Consider the following 17050-nt stretch of genomic DNA (forward strand, 5'->3'; position numbering starts at 1 on the left):
AGGAGATTCGATCAACAGATGAAAAAACCAATTAAAGATCAAAAAATGGTAATATTCATACTTCTGAGTAACGTTTTCACAGCATTTCTTGGCATTGGTTTAATTGTTCCGGTTATGCCATCTTTTAAAGATGTCATGGAATTATCTGGTAGCACCATGGGCTATCTAGTTGCAGTTTATGCCGTTTCCCAGTTAATTATTTCGCCTTTTGCTGGTAGATGGGTTGATCGTTTTGGAAGAAAAAAAATGATTATTCTCGGGTTACTTGTCTTCAGTTTATCAGAGTTGATTTTTGGTTTAGGAACTCATGTTTCAATACTTTATTTATCGAGGATATTGGGCGGAATAAGCGCTGCTTTTATTATGCCTGCTGTAACAGCGTACGTGGCTGATATTACTACTAAAGAGGATAGGCCAAAGGCGATGGGATATGTCTCAGCTGCTATTAGCACCGGCTTTATTATCGGGCCTGGGATTGGAGGGTTTATTGCCGACTATGGAATTCGGATGCCGTTTTTCTTCGCTGCTATTATATCATTCTTAGCCGCTATTTCCTCCTCACTTATATTGAAAGAGTCATTATCGCATGAAGAGCGAGAACAACTTTCATCTAATACAACTAACTTCTTTAAAGACTTAAAAAAATCAATTCAACCAATCTATTTAATTGCGTTTATTATGGTTTTTGTACTTGCTTTTGGATTATCTGCCTATGAAACGGTATTCAGCTTGTTTTCAGATGAAAAATTTGGCTTCACACCCAAGGATATCGCAAGCATTGTTACCATTAGTTCAATTGTAGCTGTAATCATTCAAATTTTATTGTTCGGGAAATTAATAGATAAATTAGGGGAGAAAAGGATGATTCAGCTTTGCTTAATCATCGCTTCGGTTTTAGCTTTTGTATCTACAGTTATTACTGGCTTTATAGCAGTTTTAATTGTAACTTGTTTTATTTTTTTGGCGTTTGATTTGTTACGCCCCGCCCTAACTACTTTTTTATCTAAAACTGCTGGTAATCAGCAGGGTTTCGTGGCAGGCATGAACTCCACTTACACTAGCTTAGGGAATTTTTTTGGTCCAGCATTGGGTGGTATTCTGTTTGATTTTAACATTCATTATCCTTATCTTTTTGCAGGAATAGTTTTGATAATTGGCTTAGGTCTTACAATATTATGGAAAGAAAAATCAAACGAAGTCTCACTCTAAAATTACTTTTTTTAAAAGTTATCACAAAACTAATTCATTATAAAGTAAACTAAGGGCAGACAAGTAGGCAGACGGCAGCATTTTAAGTATTGTTGGGCAAGAATATGGTCCCATTAAAGTCGCTATTATAGCGGCTTCTTTGTTTTACCACTACAAGTTCTTTGGCTGCCGATGGAAATCCTGCTTAATCAACGCTGTCATCAGAAATGGTGCGATCTACATGCCGCTGCGCGCCATTGTCGAAACGTTCGATCTAGAAGCGAATTGGGACCGCATGAACAAGAATGTAAATGTCAGATTGAAACAAAAGTAAGCGCCAAATAGCCGACCTTTAAGGTATTAGTGAAACCTTCTTCCAAGATGGGCCACTATACAATCCAACGTATGCTTTCTTCAGGCACAACAGGCTTGGTTTCATCTGAACGGGCAGGATAGAGCAATAGCGACAGGACCTATCCCAGTAGTTCTTTGGCTCCGTTCATCATTAAGGGCATAGTCTGTTTAACGAATGATTCCGCACTTAATGGATGCCCCTCGTTGTTCCAGACGTAAGCAGCACCATACATCCCCCAACTTAACATGATAGAAGCTGTATTTATTAAGAAGTGCGCGTTTGGACTCGATAGCATCTTGTCTTTGTCTATAAAGGAAAGAAGTATCGTTTGAATTTTTTCCTTTATTTGAATTTCGAATACAGATCCAAGCGATGTATACCTTCTTTTACACATAGTGCTTAGACCCTTGTGAAAATCGCACACACCCAGAAAAATACTCTGAATTGTTTCTTCATTTAATTCTTCGTGACCATTTATTCTACGATTTATGATTGTCATAAATGATTCCATTAGTTTGGCCTCAAGAATTTCGAATTTATCTACAAAGTGCGCATAAAAAGTCGCTCTGTTAACAGTAGCCCGCTCTGCAATATCCCTAACGGCTATCGATTCAAAGTCTTTTTCTTGAATTAATGAAGCAAAAGCGTCTTGAAGGAGTCGCCGTGTACGTATCACACGAGGATCAGCTTCATTCTTTTTAATTGTCATCGTTAAGATCTCCCCTAATAAAACGACATTATAGAAATGATGTTGTCTATCCAACGGTTTATGGTTATTGATGATTGCGTACCATTCGGTTGGTATTATAACATATAAATACAACAAGTGTTGTTCAAACTACTAATGTTGTATTGAAACAAAAAGCAGAATGCTGCTTTTCCAAAAGGAGGAGAGAACCATGCCGGTTTCACAGCCATCACTAACGATGGAGCACCAACTTTTTTTTGATGTTATTGGAGAACGCCGGTCGGTTCGTAGCTATGATCCCGAGATCAAGATTTCGCGGGAGGAATTGACCGACATATTGCGGCAAGCCACGCTGGCTCCTTCAGCCGCTAACCTGCAGCCGTGGCGTTTTCTCGTTATCGACTCGCCGGAGCTGAAGCAGAAGCTGCATCCGATCGCATTCAATCAACAGCAAGTGGTCGAGGCTTCGGCTGTCATTGCGGTACTCGGAGATTTGGAGTGTTATACATTGGCCGAGAAAATTTACGGAATGGCTGTCGAAGCGGGTTACATGCCTGAAGAAACGGCTAAATCGTTCGTGGAACGCTATACCGGAATGTATTCGAGTATGCCGCCCGAGGCCATCCACGAAAAAGTTTATACCGACGGCGGGCTAGTATCGATGCAACTCATGCTTGTCGCCCGAGCTAAAGGCTACGACACGGTATCGATGGGCGGCTACGACAAACAAAAGATCATGGAAGCTTTCCGCATATCAGAACGCTACGTTCCGATTATGCTGATCGCCATCGGCAAGGCGGCGAAGCCCGGTCATCCGACGGTGAGGCTGGCAGTCGATGATGTGGCTTTCTTTAACGAAATGCCTAAGGAATAAAAAAATGTAAAAGACCTTGGCGCCCGCATAAACAACGGCGAGCTAAGGTCTTTTACAGGTTCTACGCATCAGATATTAGCAGGATGGTGCTAGATTCGATTTGGCGACAATAACTTGAAATGTGTCTTTTTTGTTCTGTCTACTTAACAGGTTTATGACCACAAATCGGCCATATCGCCGATAACGTTAGCCACAGCTTTATTATTGGCTTTGAATGCTTCCATTGAGGCTGCATGGGCAGGCTAGCACGGCAAAGACTTTGCTGTCGTAACCAGAGAAGTAGGAGCACTCGCGGAGCAAGCAGCTGATTCAGCGAAGAAGTCACTACACTAATCGGCAGCATTAATGAAGGAATCCTGCATGCGGAGCAATTGTCGAGGGACAAGAACATGGTCCCATTGAAGTCGCTATTTTAGCGGTTTTTTTATTTTATCGGTACAAGTTCTTGTCCCGAGCCAGTTAATGAGAGCCGGCTTGAATATGGGTCAAATACATCAATTGATTGCTAATGTCACATCAGAGATGCCTATGGTTTATGCACGAATGATTCAAAAAAATGGATAATTACAAACACTCGGTGTAAGGGAAGTGTCAGAAGACAAGAACATAGTCCCATTAGAACCCGCGCCCGGCATGGGTTTTCTGTTTTAAGGGACCAAGTTCTTGTCCTTTTCATGGGACAAGAACTTGGTCCCATTGCCGAAAATGAACAAGATCATGGTACTATTGTCGATTTGATAATCATCTAAATATACTGTCAATGTTATGTTCTAATTCAAACGTCGGACCGCCGGTCGCACCTACGGCCGACCCTCACTCGCCGAGTTCCCAGCCAGCAGCAGCATCAGCGTTGGGACTAAACCCAATAGCAACAGGTAGGAGTGCTGAGCAGGACATTCCTTTAATAGTAGTGAAGTGTCCAGCACAGAGGAGGGTGAATGTTGAGGAACGCTGGGAACAGGACGGGGGCTATGGTCGCAAGGGGACAGTCGAAGGGCATGGTCAACACTGTCATCGGTGGCGCGTCTTCCGCCAGACTAACTGGGCACCGCAGGCTACACATGTGGAGTGCTGTTCACTGTTAGTACGGAAGGATAATTAAATCGGAGATGTATTGGCGGAAATAGCAAAGAGGGGCGGCGAACCCCTCTTTTGGGTTGATAGTCAAGCACTGATTTTGAGGTTGAGCCAGAAAAATGAGGAGAAATCATTGAGGAAACTCGGTCCATTGATAAAGCAGACAATTGACTTTAATCGAACAGTCGATTATTATAGAGCAATGAGACATAAAGATGAAAATAAGAGTGAAAGCATTTTTAATGCAGCGATCCAGTTGATAACTGAACATGGTTTATCGGAAACTTCAATGTCCAAGATCGCTAAAAAAGCCGGAGTATCTGCTTCAACGATTTACGTTTACTTTGAAAATAAGGAGGATATGCTGAATAAATTATATTTAAGTATCAAAAAGAAGATGAGTTTAGCAGTGTTTTATAATTACGATGATTCTATCTCGTACCAATCAGCTTTCGAACATGCACTGAGACAATATATAAACTTTGTTTTGACCCATAAAGATGAATTTTTATTTATTGAGCAATTCTCAAACTCACCTCTCCTTCATAAGTTATCTCAAAAAGAAGGAATTGAATTGTTTGAGCCGATTTTTAGCCTATTTGAGAAAGGCAAGAGTCAAAATATTTTCAAAAAAGTGGATACGAACCTGCTCCATATGTTCATGGTTTACCCGGCCATGGCATATGCAAAAGAATATTTTAGTGGACAAACAGATTCAAAACAGGAAAACTTTAACGAGATCATTCAAATGAGCTGGGATGCTGTAAAAGCTTGATTTTGAGACTTGGAGAGGGTGCAATATTCCATATAGTTGGATAAATAAAACCCCTCTATCCCTATTCATAAACAAACGTTTGTCTCCAGAGAGGAGATATTATTTATCCATTGTAATAAACGAACATTCGTTTTATAAGGCTATCTATGCTAAGTTGTTGTATTTACTTGTTGATCATGGTTTTCTCATTGGTCGCCTGCGGAGAGGGTCCAGGATACAGACGTAGAGACAGTCTATATAGGTTTGCCGAATCACCTGCATTATTCCTATGCCAAAGAAGCCTTGCAAAGCGGCAAGCATGTCATTTGCGAAAAGCCGTTCACTTCCAATAAACATGAATTTATGGAGCTGAAAGAATTGGCCCGGCAGAATAAGCTCGTTTTGCTGGAAGCCATTACGAACCAATATCTGAATAATGTTGTGGCGATGAAGGAGTATTTACCTAAGCTCGGTGCTATCAAGATAGTCGAATGCAATTATTCATTTAGACTTTCAGAGGAAGAGCAATATTCAAAAAGAGTGATTAAGAAGCAACTTCCTCTGATTTTAAGTGTCTTGATATTAATCGAATAACCGTTTATTATTGGACGGGAAGTACTGAAGAATTGTGAGATTGCTTACTTTTAAATTTAATAAACGAACGTTCGATTATATTTAAATGAAAAGAGGATTATACATGATGAATTTGATTGAAAAAGGAATATTTGAAGGTGAGCGCCCCTTATATAAGATTGCTAACATGCAAATCCAGTATAGTGAATTTTTAGCAGGGGAATCTGCCGTCAAGGAGAGTCGAAATTTAAAAGTGTCAGATTGCAGTTTTGCTGGTAAATATCCTTTTTGGCATAACAAAGATATAGACATTCAAGATTGTTATTTTTCAGCTGGTAGTCGTGCCGCGATTTGGTACACAAACCATGTTCGCATGATTAATTGTAAAGTTGAAACACCTAAGATGTTTAGAGATGCTCAAAATATCACCATTCACAAGACCATCATGGATACAAATGAAACCTTGTGGGACTGTGAGAATGTTAAGATCTCGGATTCTGATTTTAAAGGAAATTATCTACTTTTGCATGGCTCCAATATTGAACTTGATCATTTCAAATTAGACGGGGACTACTCCTTTCAGCATGTTAAAAAAGGTATCGTACGTAACTGTGTTATCACATCGAAAGATGCCTTTTGGAATACAGAGGATATTACGGTCTATGATTCAGTTTTAGAGGGGGAATATCTAGGATGGTACTCAAAAAATTTAAGACTGGTCAACTGTAAAATTATTGGAACACAGCCCTTGTGTTATGCCAAAAACCTCATCCTTGAGAATTGCGAAATGATTGATACTGATTTGTCTTTCGAGTATTCGACCGTGCACGCCACCATTTTGAATACAGTCGCTAGTGTTAAAAATCCGATCAGTGGGGTCATCAGAGCGGAAGGTATTAAAGAGCTCATTTTGGACGATCCTGAACTGAATTTTTCCAATACACAATTTATTACCAAAGGCACCATTGAAGAAGCTGAGGGGGTCATAGATTGAGATATAATTTTGACCTGATCATTAACAGAAGAAATACCAATAGTGTGAAATGGGACTCTTCTCAAGAAGATATCTTGCCAATGTGGGTAGCTGATATGGATTTTCGAACAGCTGATCCGATTATTCAAGCACTTGAGAAGAGAGTACAGCATGGGATTTTCGGATATGCCAGTATCCCGGATGCCTATTATGAAGCAGAGGTAAGCTGGTGGGCCAAAAGGCATCATTTCAAAATAAAAAAAGAATGGATTGAAATCAGCACGGGTGTTATACCATCTCTTTCGGCTGTAGTTCAGGCTTTTACAGAACCTGGAGACAAAGTGTTAATTCAATCTCCTGTCTACAATTACTTTAATAGCTCCATTACGAATAATCGATGCGAGATCGTACGAAATGAACTGAAGTACAATGGTGAATCTTATGAAATTGATTTTGAAGATTTTGAACAAAAAGCTTCAGATGAAAAAGTGAAGGTATTCATTTTTTGTAATCCTCACAACCCTGTTGGAAGAGTGTGGAGCAGAAATGAGCTGCAACGCTTAGGAGAGATATGCTTAAAATATAATGTCCTTGTTGTGGTTGATGAAATTCATAGGGATTTGATATATAGGGGGAGCAAACATATTCCTTTTGCATCGGTGAGTGAATTGTGTTTAATGAATTCCATCACATGCACAGCTCCTAGTAAAACCTTTAATCTTGCCGGGCTCAAAACATCAAATATCATCGTTGCAAATGAGGAATACAGAAAAAAGGTAAACCGTTCACTCAATATCAATGAAGCGATTGAACCTAATGCCTTTGGAATTGAAGCCCTGATTGCCGCCTACAACGAAGGAGAAGAGTGGCTGGATCAATTATTGGATTATCTTCAAGGGAACCGGGATTACTTAATTTCCTTCATTAACGAGCGGATTCCCGAACTGAAGGTCGTGATCCCTGAAGCTACTTATCTCGTTTGGATGGATTGCAGCAGTCTGGGGATAGGTTCTAAAGAGCTTTGTAATAAGATATTTGAAGATGGTCGCTTAAGAATCAATGATGGTTCTGCCTATGGCGAAACAGGAGAAGGATTTATTCGAATGAATATTGCTTGCCCTAGAGCATTTTTGGTAGAAGGAATGGAGCGGTTAGAAGGTGTTGTGAAATCAACATATCTAAAAACTGAAATGGAGGAGATACGTTGAAAAAAAGTATTTACACCCATATTCTCTATGCTGATGTTTTTCTCTCTGGTCGCTTGTGGAGGCGGTAATGGTAAAACTCTCATAGCGTATTTCTCCCGTGTGGGAACCTCTTCCTTCAGCGAAGACGTAGATGCTGTCGCTTCTGCGAGCTTGAGAACTGGAGATGAGGGGTTACTCGGAAATACGGAAGTGTCGTTGACATGGTGCAGGGTGTCGTCGACAGCGATGTGTTCCAGATCGTAACAGTGGAACCTTACCCTTGTGATTATGAGGAAACGACAGACTTAGCGCTGGAGGAGCAGAAGGCGGACTATCTGGATGGCCTTGTCGTTCAGGGAGTGCGTGCGGAAGATGCCCAAGATGATGTGGACAAATGGTTGAAACAAATCGGGATTGTGGATTGAAGATATTAATAAAAGGGGGGGGGATTCGATAAAACAAAAAACGATCGTTCGATTATCTATCGATACCATCATGACTGTGTTGTTTATAATCATGATGGCGTATCACTTGACTGGAAACACCGCGCATGAGTGGACTGGCATATCGCTGTTCACTCTCTTTATCATTCATAATGTACTGAATATGAATTGGTATAAGGCAATTTATAAAGGAAAATATTCAGCAGTTCGTGTCATCCGTACTGCAGTCATTCTTTTGCTCCTGCTTCTATGCTGGGCCTGATGGTGAGTGGACTTATAATATCACAAACCGTTTTTTCCTTTATTGAATTCAAAAATATTGATTTTGGCCGGAAACTGCATCATTTGTCAGCCTACTGGGGATTTATCCTGATGTCCATTCATCTTGGACTCCACTGGGGAATGATTATGGGAGCAGCACGGAGGATGAGGAAAAATGCGAAGGCAAGTAAAGTAATGGTGTTTGGCCTTCGAGTAGTTGCCGTAATGATCGCTGGTTATGGCATATACGTCTTTTTCAAGAGAGAAATCGGCCAATATCTGGTTTTATACTATTCTTATTCCTTCTGGGATTATAAGCAGCTGGCCGTGCTCTTTTTCATAGATTTTATAGATGAAGACCTAAAGTGAACGATACTAATGATTCTTTGAGATGATAAGAATGTCCTATAAGACTTCCCTAGCAGATGCTAATCGGCATAAAAACTTAAGAACAACGAATAATAAATCAAACTAAAAAATGAAAGAGGTTAATCAATGAACGCAAAATATAACAAACTACTTGAATCCTTTACACTCACAAATGGAATCACCCTTAGAAATCGGGTTGTGATGTCTCCTATGACTACTTGGTCTAGTAATGACGATTACACGATTTCAGATGAAGAAGTGAAATATTATCAAAAAAGAGTAAACGGTGTAGGCCTGGTTATCACGGGATGTACGCATGTTCAACCTAATGGAATAGGGTTTACGCATGAATTTGCAGCGTACGACGATACGTTTATTCCGAGTTTACGTAAATTGGCGGATGCAGCGAAAAGTGGTGGAGCTCCAGCGGTTCTGCAAGTTTTCCACGCAGGGAACAAAGCACTGCCAGCATTAACTAACGGGGATGTAGTGAGTTCCAGCGCTGTAGAGACTGAAGCTACGGCATTTGCTCCCTCTATTTTGCCGAGAGCACTTTCACATGATGAAATTCTGGAAGTAATTCATGCGTTTGGAGAAACAACAAGACGCGCCATTGAAGCAGGGTTTGATGGCGTTGAAATTCATGGCGCGCATGGATTTTTACTTCAAAACTTCTTTTCTCCTTTCTTCAACAGACGTGAGGATCAATGGGGAGGCTCTCTAGAAAATCGCTTGCGTTTCCCATTGGCGGTCGTTCAGGAAATGAACAATGTGATTAAAAAACATGCTACAAAACCGTTTATTTTTGGCTACAGGATTTCTCCTGACGAACCAGAAGAAGGCGGTCTAAGAATGAAGGATACCTATGCATTGATTGATTGCCTGATTGAAGAGGGTGTTGATTATGTGCATGCTTCATTGGTTAATGCCCTTTCGTCAAAGCCAGTCGATAGTCAAGATGAAAAAACATATCTTGAATTAATTGTTGAACATGCAAACGGCAGAATACCTGTAATGGCTGCTGGTTCTATGGTCACTCCGGATGACGTTGCAACAGCATTAGATAAGGGTCTATCCCTAGCAGCGGTTGGTCATACGTTAATCATGAATCCAGACTGGGTAGAGAAGATTCAGAATGGAAAAGAAGCTGAAATTGAGACAGCACTTAAGACTTCAAAAGTAAGCGAGCTTGAGCTTCCAGAAAAACTGTGGAATGTAATTCAAGCTTTAGGTCCATGGTTTAAGATCGAAGAATAACATCGTAATAGAAAAATTTTACTGTTTTTTGTCACGTTTTAATTAAGCGGAGGATGTCAAATATTAAAGATAAGGTTGTAATTATCACAGGTGCTTCTAGTGGGGTTGGAGAAGCTACTGCAAAAGAACTTGCATCTAAAAGTGCGAAGCTGGTACTAGCCGCTCGTCGTGAAGATCGTTTACAAAAGCTGCAAGAAGAGATTCAAATTTATAAAGTGACGGATGTTGCCTCACATGAACAAATGGAAGAGTTAGCTAATTATGCTCTTAAAGAGTTTGGGGAAATTGATGTAATGGTCAATAATGCAGGAGTAATGCCGCTATCATCTATTTATGAGAAAAAAATTAAAGAATGGGGATTTGCAATTGAACAACCATCCGATGTAGCGATTAATGAGATGATAGTGGGGCATTAAGAGATATTTAGAGGAAACAAGTGCATACCGGTATAAACCAGATCACTTTGAAGACGATATATGGCGTCAATCGAAGCGGGAACCATTGCAGAAATTCACAGTGCTGCATATGATTTTCTGAAAAGCATAGTTGATCTTTACGATAACATGGTGAAGGAATTTATAGAACAACCGCAGCCGACCAATGATAGTCTTAGTGGAACCTATGAGGAGTTGTGGAGCAATTACCGCAATAAGATAATAGCAAGTGTGAATTTAAACGATAAATCTTATGCCTATCATGCAGCTATGGGAGCACAAAATTTCCTTGATGAAATGACAAAAACGCGGGGGACCAAAATATTCGATCTAATGCAATATTTTGATACAGAGAGACTTGAGCTATTTAAAGAGCAGTTTCTGCTCGCTATGGATGAATATCTGCTAGAGTACGGCAGGGTGGGCCTGAAGGTCGAGCGTTACGATACTTTTGAACAGTTGTATGAACATTACATGTCGCATGCTGTGCGTTGACTTTGCCCCTACAGGAAGGTGTACAGTGGTAAGCATCCAGTCCATTAGCCACTAAGAAGGTGTCTTAATGACCCCAAACAGATGTTCAACAATCAAATCTCATGCAAGGCTGCCAGCTGACTCGGCAGCCTTTTGCTTCTATTGCGTAGTTTAAATGGAACGGGGCAATCCCTATTAAAAAAGAGTCACCAGCTAAATTTTAATGCTGACTTCTCCGCTTGAAAGATATTCCTCGTCACCATTCTCATATCTGACTTTCAGATGACAATCGTTATCAATATCAATGGCTGTTGCCTCACGCTGTTTATTATCCTTCATCACCATTACGGGTCTACCAAGTGAAATGATTCGTTTTCTATAGTCGGAAAGAAACAGTCTGTCCATTAAATGCTCATAAAATCCCATAAAATGGTTTAGCACTTCGGCCACGAGTCGGCTGCGGAGATCACCATAATGATTGCTTTCGGAAAATACAGATGTTGCAATCTCGGTAAGATCGTTAGGAAAGCCGCCTGTCGGTAGTGCTACATTGATACCAATGCCCAGAACGGCATAATCAAGCCAGTCGTTTTCCAGTGACATGGAAGCTTCGGTAAGGATTCCGCACACCTTTTTGCCTTCCATGAATACGTCATTGACCCACTTAATCTGCGTGTCTTTACCGGATACACTCTCGATGGCAAGGGCAACAGCGACTGCGGCGGAAGTCGTCAGAAGAGTGGATTCTGCTGCTGATAGCTTTGGACGCAGCAGGATACTCATATAGATACCCGTTCCTGGCGGAGAAAAGAATCTTCGGCCTTTTCTTCCTCGGCCGGCTGTCTGCTCTTCCGAAAGGATCACTTTGCCTTCAGCCTCTCCATTTGAGGCCAGGATTTTTACGGCTTCGTTGGTTGAAGATATTGTCTTAAAGACTTCAACACGCAGCTTTTGACCCTGTGTATCCAGGTACTTTGAAATTGCACTGGCAGACAAGATATCCGTATGAGGTGACAAGGAATATCCTTTATTGGTTACAGCTTGTATGGAATAACCGTCTGTCTGCAGCGATTTTATGGCTTTCCAGACAGCGCTGCGTGTCACGGATAATTGTCCGGCTATTTCTTCACCGGAAATATATTCACCTTTGTTGCCATCGAGTAAGGCTAGAATATGTTCTTTAACTGTCATGGACATAACCCTCCAAAAGTATAACTTTCCGATTAAACCTCTTTGAATATATTAACATGCTTATATAACAATAGGAAAACTCAAGTGTGCAATCTCATCTTTATTGTAAACCATTAATATTATTTTGGTTTACAATATAAGCTGCCTCCATTATAATTCAGCTTACTGGCCGTATTCTTTAACCAGAGCACTACATTTATCTTATCCCATGGAGGTCATTCTTTTGAAAACAAAAGAACTTGTTTATGCCGCATTATTCTCAGCTCTCATCGCGGTGCTCGGCTTGATTCCGCCCTTGCCCCTCGGTTTTATCCCCGTTCCGATCACTGCCCAGACGCTAGGCGTCATGCTCGCCGGATGTTTTCTGGGTAGACGGATGGGCGCCCTCAGTCTAGTTATTTTCATCATTCTCATAGCGATTGGCCTGCCGGTGCTGACCGGCGGAAGAGGCGGACTGGCGGTGCTCGTTGGACCGTCTGCAGGATACATATTCAGCTGGCCGATCGCCGCCGGCCTCATCGGCTGGTATTCCGAAAAAATCTGGCCGAAGCTCCAAACTTGGAAGCTGTTAGCCGGCAATCTGATCTTTGGCGTAATGCTGGTGAATCTGATTGGCGCTCCCATCATGGCACTGATTACGAATACGTCGGTCTGGGCCGGACTTGCCGGTGCGCTGGCCTTTCTTCCGGGAGACATCATCAAAGCCGTTATTGCAGCCGTCATAACGATGCAGCTTAAAGCAATCAGTCCTATTGAAGAAAAAGTCCAGGGGTGAGGATACCCATGAACCTGGTACAGCACATTTTAGAACGCGGACAGGCAGACCCTCACCGTATCGCGATCTCGGACGGCCGGGAAGAACGCACATACGCTCAGCTCATGAGGTTGGTTCAGCAGGTTTCTAATGGATTGCGACAAGGCGGACATACGAAACGAAACATCGCTGTCCTGTCCGAAAACCGCATGGAATTCGCCGAGTTTGTTCTCGGCACCATCTACGCGGGATGCGTTCCCGTGCTGCTGGACCCCAAATGGCCTCTGGGTGAAATGGATAAGGTGATCCGGCAGTGCGAGCCCGGGCTGATCGCTTGTGAAGGGCGTTTTGCGGCTGATCTCGCAGAACGTTATCAAGAAATTCCGCAGCTATACTTCGGCGAGGATCAGCAAGCCGGCAGCTATTGCTCTTGGCTGGCTGGCTTCGAGCCGGATGCCATGGCAGAGGAGAACCCCGAACTGCTGTTCATCGGGTATACGTCAGGCACAACCGGCTTCCCTAAGGGGTACATGAGGACTCATCTGTCGTGGTTAAGAAGCTGCGAGGCGACGGAGAAGGCGTTCAGGCTGAACCATATAAAGCATGTACTTGCGCCTGGACCATTCGTGCATTCCCTGTCGCTGTTCGCCATGATGCAATCCCTGTATAGTACGGCGACTTTTCATCTGCTTCAGGAATTCAATGCTGAGAGCATACTGAACCTCTGCTCCCGCGAACCGGATATGATCCTGTTCGTTGTGCCCGCGATGATCGACACTTTGCTTCATCTGGCGGCTTCAAGCACCGCTCAGATATCCATGCAGGCGGTGATCAGCTCTGGCGGCAAGTGGCCCGAGTCCTCGAAACAAAGGTGCCGCGAGTTGTTCAAGGACACGAAGCTCTATGAGTCTTACGGATCATCGGAGGCCAGCTACATCAGCTATCTTGAGGTAACCGGGGAGGAGCAGCCGGATTCCTTGGGCAAACCGTTCGACGGCGTGCACATTTCCATCCGCGACGAGCAGTTCCGTGAGGTTCCTCCGGGTACGGTCGGTGAGCTGTACATCCGAAGCGAAATGATGTTCGCCGGGTATCACCAGCTGACTGAAGAGACGGAAAGCGTTATTCGCGATGGCTGGCTGCGTACTGGGGATTACACGCTCCTTGATCAAGACATGCATTTACACTTGGCTGGCCGCGCCAGCAACATGATCAAAAGCGGGGGACTCAAGGTGTTCCCCGAAGAAGTGGAGGCTGTACTGCTCCGCATTCCGGCTATTCGGGGAGTCATGGTATTCGGCAAACCGGATGATCGGTGGGGGGAGCAAGTAACGGCGCTGATTCAATGGAACGGAGAACAGCGACTCAGTCTGGATGAAGTCAGGAATTACTGCCGCCCCTATCTTGCAAGCTACAAGATGCCTAAGCAGCTTATTGCTGTAGAACGATTCATTTATACAAGCTCCGGGAAAATAGCGCGCCAATTAATGAAACACGATGTGAGAGAAGAGATGATATGAAAGAGGCTGTTCTGGTCATGGCCAGGCGTACACCTGTCGGCAAAATCGGCGGACAGTTAAGTACGCTCGAACCGGAGAAGCTGCTCGCGCCGCTGATTCGTCTCCTGGTTACAGAAGCACAGTTGCCTCCGGAATGGATCGATGATGTCATCATCGGCAACGTAGTGGGTCCGGGCGGGAATATTGCCCGTAAGTCTGTGCTTGAAGCAGGACTGCCTGTTACGGTTCCGGGAGTCACGATCGACCGTCAATGTGGTTCAGGACTTGAAGCCATCATCATGGCGGCCCGCTTCATCCAGAGCGGAGCCGGAGAGATATTCCTGGCAGGCGGAGTCGAAAGCGCAAGCCGGGCTCCTTGGAAAATGTTCAGACCCGACACGCTGATGGGCACGCCAACGATATATACACGCGCACCGTTCACACCCATTGCTTTCGGAGATCCGGACATGGGGCTTGCTGCAGAGAATGTGGCGCGCAAATACGGTATTTCTCGGGAGGCGCAAGATCTGTATGCGCTTGAGAGCCATCAAAAGGCGGTCCGCGCTCAACGTACAGGCAGATATGCAACGGAACTTGCACCGCTTCAAGTAAACGGATTCCGGATCACAGATGATGAATGTCCGAGACCGGATACAAGTTTGAAGAAGCTGCGCAGCCTGCCGCCTATTTTTTCGGATAATGGCACCGTTACAGCCGGTAATGCTTGTCCCATTAACGATGGCGCCGCTCTGGTGCTCATGATGTCGCGTGAAAAGTGCGAACTGCTTAACCTAACCCCCATCCTCCGTTTTGTTGACTCGCAAGCTGCCGGAGTTGAACCCCGTTATCTGGGAATCGGGCCGGTCCCGGCGGTTCGAAAACTGCTTAGCCGTCAGCGGCTGAATATAGACGATTTGGATATCGTTGAATTTAATGAGGCTTTTGCCTCCCAGGTATTGGCCTCGCTGCGTGAGCTTCATCTTCCACTGGATAAGGTCAATCCTGGCGGTGGGGCATTGGCTCTGGGCCATCCCTATGGAGCATCCGGTGCGATCCTTATGACGCGCCTATATTCGGAAATGCTGCAAAACCCCTACCAAAGAGGGCTGGCAACGCTTGGCATCGGCGGCGGAATGGGGCTGGCCGTTCTGGTAGAGGCGGCCTTATGAATATGATCCGGTTTCAGGTTCAGCTCACGACGGACAGTATTGTGCAGTATGCAAACAGCATAAATTCACCCTTACAGAGAATAGGGGGAGCAGCCATTGCTCCTTCAACCATGCCGGTAACCTTCTGGAAAATAGAAGATGCCCCTTGGCTTCATAAGGAGGCGACAATGATTCACGGAGCGCAGCAGTTTTATTATCATGCGCCTCTAATGGCCGGCATGAACCTGGCTTGCGAGCTTTCCTTGGTTAAGGTGGAGCAAAAAAACGGCAGGCAGGGTGTGCTGAATTTATATACCCATTCCCTTGTCTGTTATCACCAGGGTAACCCCATAGCTGTAGCAGAAACCGTCTTGATCGGGATAGGTGAAATGAAATGATAATCGAGATCTCTGAGGCGGACATCCGGCATTATGCCTCTGTCACCAAGGATGAGGCAGCCATTCATCTGGAAGCCGCAGCTGCAAGAAAAGCGGGTTTTGAAGCCCCCATAGCACATGGAATGTACATAATGGGGCTGGCGCAGTCTCTATATATGAAAGAACATCGTTCTCATTGGATTCAATCCATGAATATGAGGTTTGAAAAACCGTGCGTACAAGGCATGGCCGTATGCTTTCGGTATAACGCTTGGAATCATAACCAAATCCAGGTAACGGTAATGTCGGATCACGGAGAAATCATCGCTAAAGGTTCTTTTAACGTTGTAGAGGGGATCGCTGATACATGAAGACGGTATTGATTACCGGGGCAAGCAGGGGGATTGGGCGCAGTATTGCTATAGAGCTGGGGCGCTGCGGTTATCAGGTAGCCGTTAATGGTTTGCGCGGCGAGAATGTTAGACAAGTGGTAGAGGACATTCGCCGGACAGGCGGCTCGGCGGAGGGATTCTGTGCCAATGTAGCCGATCCCGCTGCGGTTACGGCGATGATGGACGAAGTTATCGGCAAGATGGGGTCCTTGGAGATTTTAATTCATAACGCTGGCATCATTAAGGACCGTAAATGCGAGTTCATGACGGATCTGGAGTGGCAGGCCGTTTTGGATGTTCATTTGAATGGGGCCTTCTACTGCATCCAGCGGGCTTTATCTCATCTGAGTCGGCACGGAGGCGATATTGTGTTGATGACCTCAACCGCGGGGCTCGCCGGATCGGTGGGGCAAGTCAATTATAGCGCTGCCAAAGCCGGACTTCTCGGGATGCTGTGGACGCTTGCCGATGAACTGAAACCCAAACGGATTAGGGTCAATGGCGTTGCTCCCGCCGCCGTAACCGACATGACCCGTCCGGTTATTCAACATCTGAAAGAAAAATACGCAAAACGTAATGAGCCTCTCCCCGAGGTATGGAACTTGGGAGAAGCTGATGATGTGGCCCGGTTCGTTCGTGTGCTTCTGAATCAAGAGGACCCTGAGCTGACGGGTAAAGTGTTCGGCATTAACGGAAAGCAGATTACACACTGGCAGAAACCACAACCCTCTGCTCCTGTTACTTCCGGGCTGGAAGATTTTTTTGAATAATGGAAGCAACGG

General features: G+C 44.1%; 17 protein-coding genes and 3 pseudogenes. 18 read left to right on the top strand and 2 right to left on the bottom strand.

Annotated elements, in window-relative coordinates; all coding sequences use genetic code 11:
• Positions 1 to 12: 12 nt before the first annotated feature.
• A pseudogene (locus tag IEY53_RS25090) lies at positions 13 to 1209 on the top strand (MFS transporter); the annotation flags it as partial.
• A gap of 139 nt (positions 1210 to 1348) precedes the next feature.
• A complete protein-coding gene (locus tag IEY53_RS36165) occupies positions 1349 to 1522 on the top strand; it encodes a stalk domain-containing protein (protein ID WP_373293928.1) in 174 nt (57 codons plus the stop codon).
• Positions 1523 to 1661: 139 nt separating this feature from the next.
• Here the strand turns inward: IEY53_RS36165 and IEY53_RS25095 are convergent, their stop codons facing one another.
• Positions 1662 to 2252 carry a TetR/AcrR family transcriptional regulator gene (locus IEY53_RS25095; RefSeq protein ID WP_189029879.1) on the bottom strand — a complete coding sequence of 197 codons (591 nt, stop codon included), beginning with the start codon at positions 2250 to 2252 and terminating at the stop codon, positions 1662 to 1664.
• Positions 2253 to 2442: 190 nt separating this feature from the next.
• On the opposite strand from IEY53_RS25095, the gene IEY53_RS25100 reads away from it, so the two are divergent.
• The 10 genes and pseudogenes from IEY53_RS25100 (at position 2443) to IEY53_RS25145 (ending at position 10928) form a co-directional block, all read left to right on the top strand.
• Complete coding sequence (locus IEY53_RS25100; RefSeq protein ID WP_189029880.1) at positions 2443 to 3105, top strand: nitroreductase family protein; 663 nt, start codon at positions 2443 to 2445, stop codon at positions 3103 to 3105.
• A gap of 1114 nt (positions 3106 to 4219) precedes the next feature.
• Positions 4220 to 4957: a TetR/AcrR family transcriptional regulator gene (locus IEY53_RS25105; RefSeq protein WP_229696345.1), complete on the top strand. Its 738-nt coding sequence runs from the start codon at positions 4220 to 4222 to the stop codon at positions 4955 to 4957.
• A 198-nt stretch (positions 4958 to 5155) separates the two neighbouring features.
• A pseudogene (locus tag IEY53_RS25110) lies at positions 5156 to 5485 on the top strand (Gfo/Idh/MocA family protein); the annotation flags it as partial.
• 148 nt (positions 5486 to 5633) lie between these two features.
• Positions 5634 to 6503: a DUF3737 family protein gene (locus IEY53_RS25115; protein WP_189029881.1), complete on the top strand. Its 870-nt coding sequence runs from the start codon at positions 5634 to 5636 to the stop codon at positions 6501 to 6503.
• Positions 6500 to 7690: a MalY/PatB family protein gene (locus tag IEY53_RS25120; RefSeq protein WP_189029882.1), complete on the top strand. Its 1191-nt coding sequence runs from the start codon at positions 6500 to 6502 to the stop codon at positions 7688 to 7690. Before IEY53_RS25115 ends, IEY53_RS25120 begins: the two co-directional genes overlap by 4 nt.
• 200 nt (positions 7691 to 7890) lie before the next feature.
• Positions 7891 to 8094 carry a hypothetical protein gene (locus IEY53_RS25125; RefSeq protein ID WP_189029883.1) on the top strand — a complete coding sequence of 68 codons (204 nt, stop codon included), beginning with the start codon at positions 7891 to 7893 and terminating at the stop codon, positions 8092 to 8094.
• A 267-nt stretch (positions 8095 to 8361) separates the two neighbouring features.
• Positions 8362 to 8742 carry a DUF4405 domain-containing protein gene (locus tag IEY53_RS25130; protein ID WP_189029884.1) on the top strand — a complete coding sequence of 127 codons (381 nt, stop codon included), beginning with the start codon at positions 8362 to 8364 and terminating at the stop codon, positions 8740 to 8742.
• A 126-nt stretch (positions 8743 to 8868) separates the two neighbouring features.
• Positions 8869 to 9999: an NADH-dependent flavin oxidoreductase gene (locus IEY53_RS25135; protein ID WP_189029885.1), complete on the top strand. Its 1131-nt coding sequence runs from the start codon at positions 8869 to 8871 to the stop codon at positions 9997 to 9999.
• A 53-nt stretch (positions 10000 to 10052) separates the two neighbouring features.
• Positions 10053 to 10409: pseudogene (locus IEY53_RS25140) on the top strand (SDR family oxidoreductase); the annotation flags it as partial.
• A 66-nt stretch (positions 10410 to 10475) separates the two neighbouring features.
• Positions 10476 to 10928: a hypothetical protein gene (locus tag IEY53_RS25145; protein WP_189029887.1), complete on the top strand. Its 453-nt coding sequence runs from the start codon at positions 10476 to 10478 to the stop codon at positions 10926 to 10928.
• Between the two features lie 192 nt (positions 10929 to 11120).
• Here IEY53_RS25145 and IEY53_RS25150 read toward each other — a convergent pair whose 3' ends face one another.
• Complete coding sequence (locus IEY53_RS25150; RefSeq protein ID WP_189029889.1) at positions 11121 to 12098, bottom strand: biotin--[acetyl-CoA-carboxylase] ligase; 978 nt, start codon at positions 12096 to 12098, stop codon at positions 11121 to 11123.
• Positions 12099 to 12321: 223 nt separating this feature from the next.
• Between IEY53_RS25150 and IEY53_RS25155 the strand changes: the two genes are divergently transcribed.
• The 6 genes from IEY53_RS25155 to IEY53_RS25180 are packed head-to-tail and all read left to right on the top strand — an operon-like array spanning position 12322 to position 17038.
• Positions 12322 to 12873: a biotin transporter BioY gene (locus IEY53_RS25155; protein WP_189029891.1), complete on the top strand. Its 552-nt coding sequence runs from the start codon at positions 12322 to 12324 to the stop codon at positions 12871 to 12873.
• Positions 12874 to 12881: 8 nt separating this feature from the next.
• Positions 12882 to 14372 carry a class I adenylate-forming enzyme family protein gene (locus IEY53_RS25160; protein WP_189029892.1) on the top strand — a complete coding sequence of 497 codons (1491 nt, stop codon included), beginning with the start codon at positions 12882 to 12884 and terminating at the stop codon, positions 14370 to 14372.
• Positions 14369 to 15520: a thiolase family protein gene (locus IEY53_RS25165; RefSeq protein WP_189029893.1), complete on the top strand. Its 1152-nt coding sequence runs from the start codon at positions 14369 to 14371 to the stop codon at positions 15518 to 15520. Before IEY53_RS25160 ends, IEY53_RS25165 begins: the two co-directional genes overlap by 4 nt.
• Positions 15517 to 15897, top strand: coding sequence for an FAS1-like dehydratase domain-containing protein (locus IEY53_RS25170; RefSeq protein ID WP_189029894.1), 381 nt, complete (start codon positions 15517 to 15519; stop codon positions 15895 to 15897). The genes IEY53_RS25165 and IEY53_RS25170 overlap by 4 nt, the downstream gene beginning before the upstream one ends.
• On the top strand, positions 15894 to 16247 hold the full coding sequence (locus IEY53_RS25175) for a MaoC family dehydratase (RefSeq protein WP_189029895.1): 354 nt from the start codon (positions 15894 to 15896) through the stop codon (positions 16245 to 16247). The genes IEY53_RS25170 and IEY53_RS25175 overlap by 4 nt, the downstream gene beginning before the upstream one ends.
• The gene (locus tag IEY53_RS25180) at positions 16244 to 17038 is read left to right on the top strand and encodes an SDR family NAD(P)-dependent oxidoreductase (RefSeq protein ID WP_189029896.1); all 795 of its coding nucleotides are present in this window, start codon (positions 16244 to 16246) and stop codon (positions 17036 to 17038) included. The genes IEY53_RS25175 and IEY53_RS25180 overlap by 4 nt, the downstream gene beginning before the upstream one ends.
• The last annotated feature ends 12 nt before the right edge of the window (positions 17039 to 17050 follow it).

It is taken from the genome of Paenibacillus albidus (genome assembly GCF_014644435.1).
Classification (GTDB): Bacteria; Bacillota; Bacilli; order Paenibacillales; family Paenibacillaceae; genus Paenibacillus_AQ; species Paenibacillus_AQ albidus.

Coding starts and splice junctions, on each gene's coding strand:
- IEY53_RS25095 (WP_189029879.1), bottom strand. CDS start 2,252: ATGACAATTAAAAAGAATGAAGCTGATCCTCGTGTGATACGTACACGG.
- IEY53_RS25100 (WP_189029880.1), top strand. CDS start 2,443: ATGCCGGTTTCACAGCCATCACTAACGATGGAGCACCAACTTTTTTTT.
- IEY53_RS25115 (WP_189029881.1), top strand. CDS start 5,634: ATGATGAATTTGATTGAAAAAGGAATATTTGAAGGTGAGCGCCCCTTA.
- IEY53_RS25125 (WP_189029883.1), top strand. CDS start 7,891: ATGGTGCAGGGTGTCGTCGACAGCGATGTGTTCCAGATCGTAACAGTG.
- IEY53_RS25130 (WP_189029884.1), top strand. CDS start 8,362: ATGCTGGGCCTGATGGTGAGTGGACTTATAATATCACAAACCGTTTTT.
- IEY53_RS25135 (WP_189029885.1), top strand. CDS start 8,869: ATGAACGCAAAATATAACAAACTACTTGAATCCTTTACACTCACAAAT.
- IEY53_RS25145 (WP_189029887.1), top strand. CDS start 10,476: ATGGCGTCAATCGAAGCGGGAACCATTGCAGAAATTCACAGTGCTGCA.
- IEY53_RS25150 (WP_189029889.1), bottom strand. CDS start 12,098: ATGACAGTTAAAGAACATATTCTAGCCTTACTCGATGGCAACAAAGGT.
- IEY53_RS25160 (WP_189029892.1), top strand. CDS start 12,882: ATGAACCTGGTACAGCACATTTTAGAACGCGGACAGGCAGACCCTCAC.
- IEY53_RS25165 (WP_189029893.1), top strand. CDS start 14,369: ATGAAAGAGGCTGTTCTGGTCATGGCCAGGCGTACACCTGTCGGCAAA.
- IEY53_RS25170 (WP_189029894.1), top strand. CDS start 15,517: ATGAATATGATCCGGTTTCAGGTTCAGCTCACGACGGACAGTATTGTG.
- IEY53_RS25175 (WP_189029895.1), top strand. CDS start 15,894: ATGATAATCGAGATCTCTGAGGCGGACATCCGGCATTATGCCTCTGTC.
- IEY53_RS25180 (WP_189029896.1), top strand. CDS start 16,244: ATGAAGACGGTATTGATTACCGGGGCAAGCAGGGGGATTGGGCGCAGT.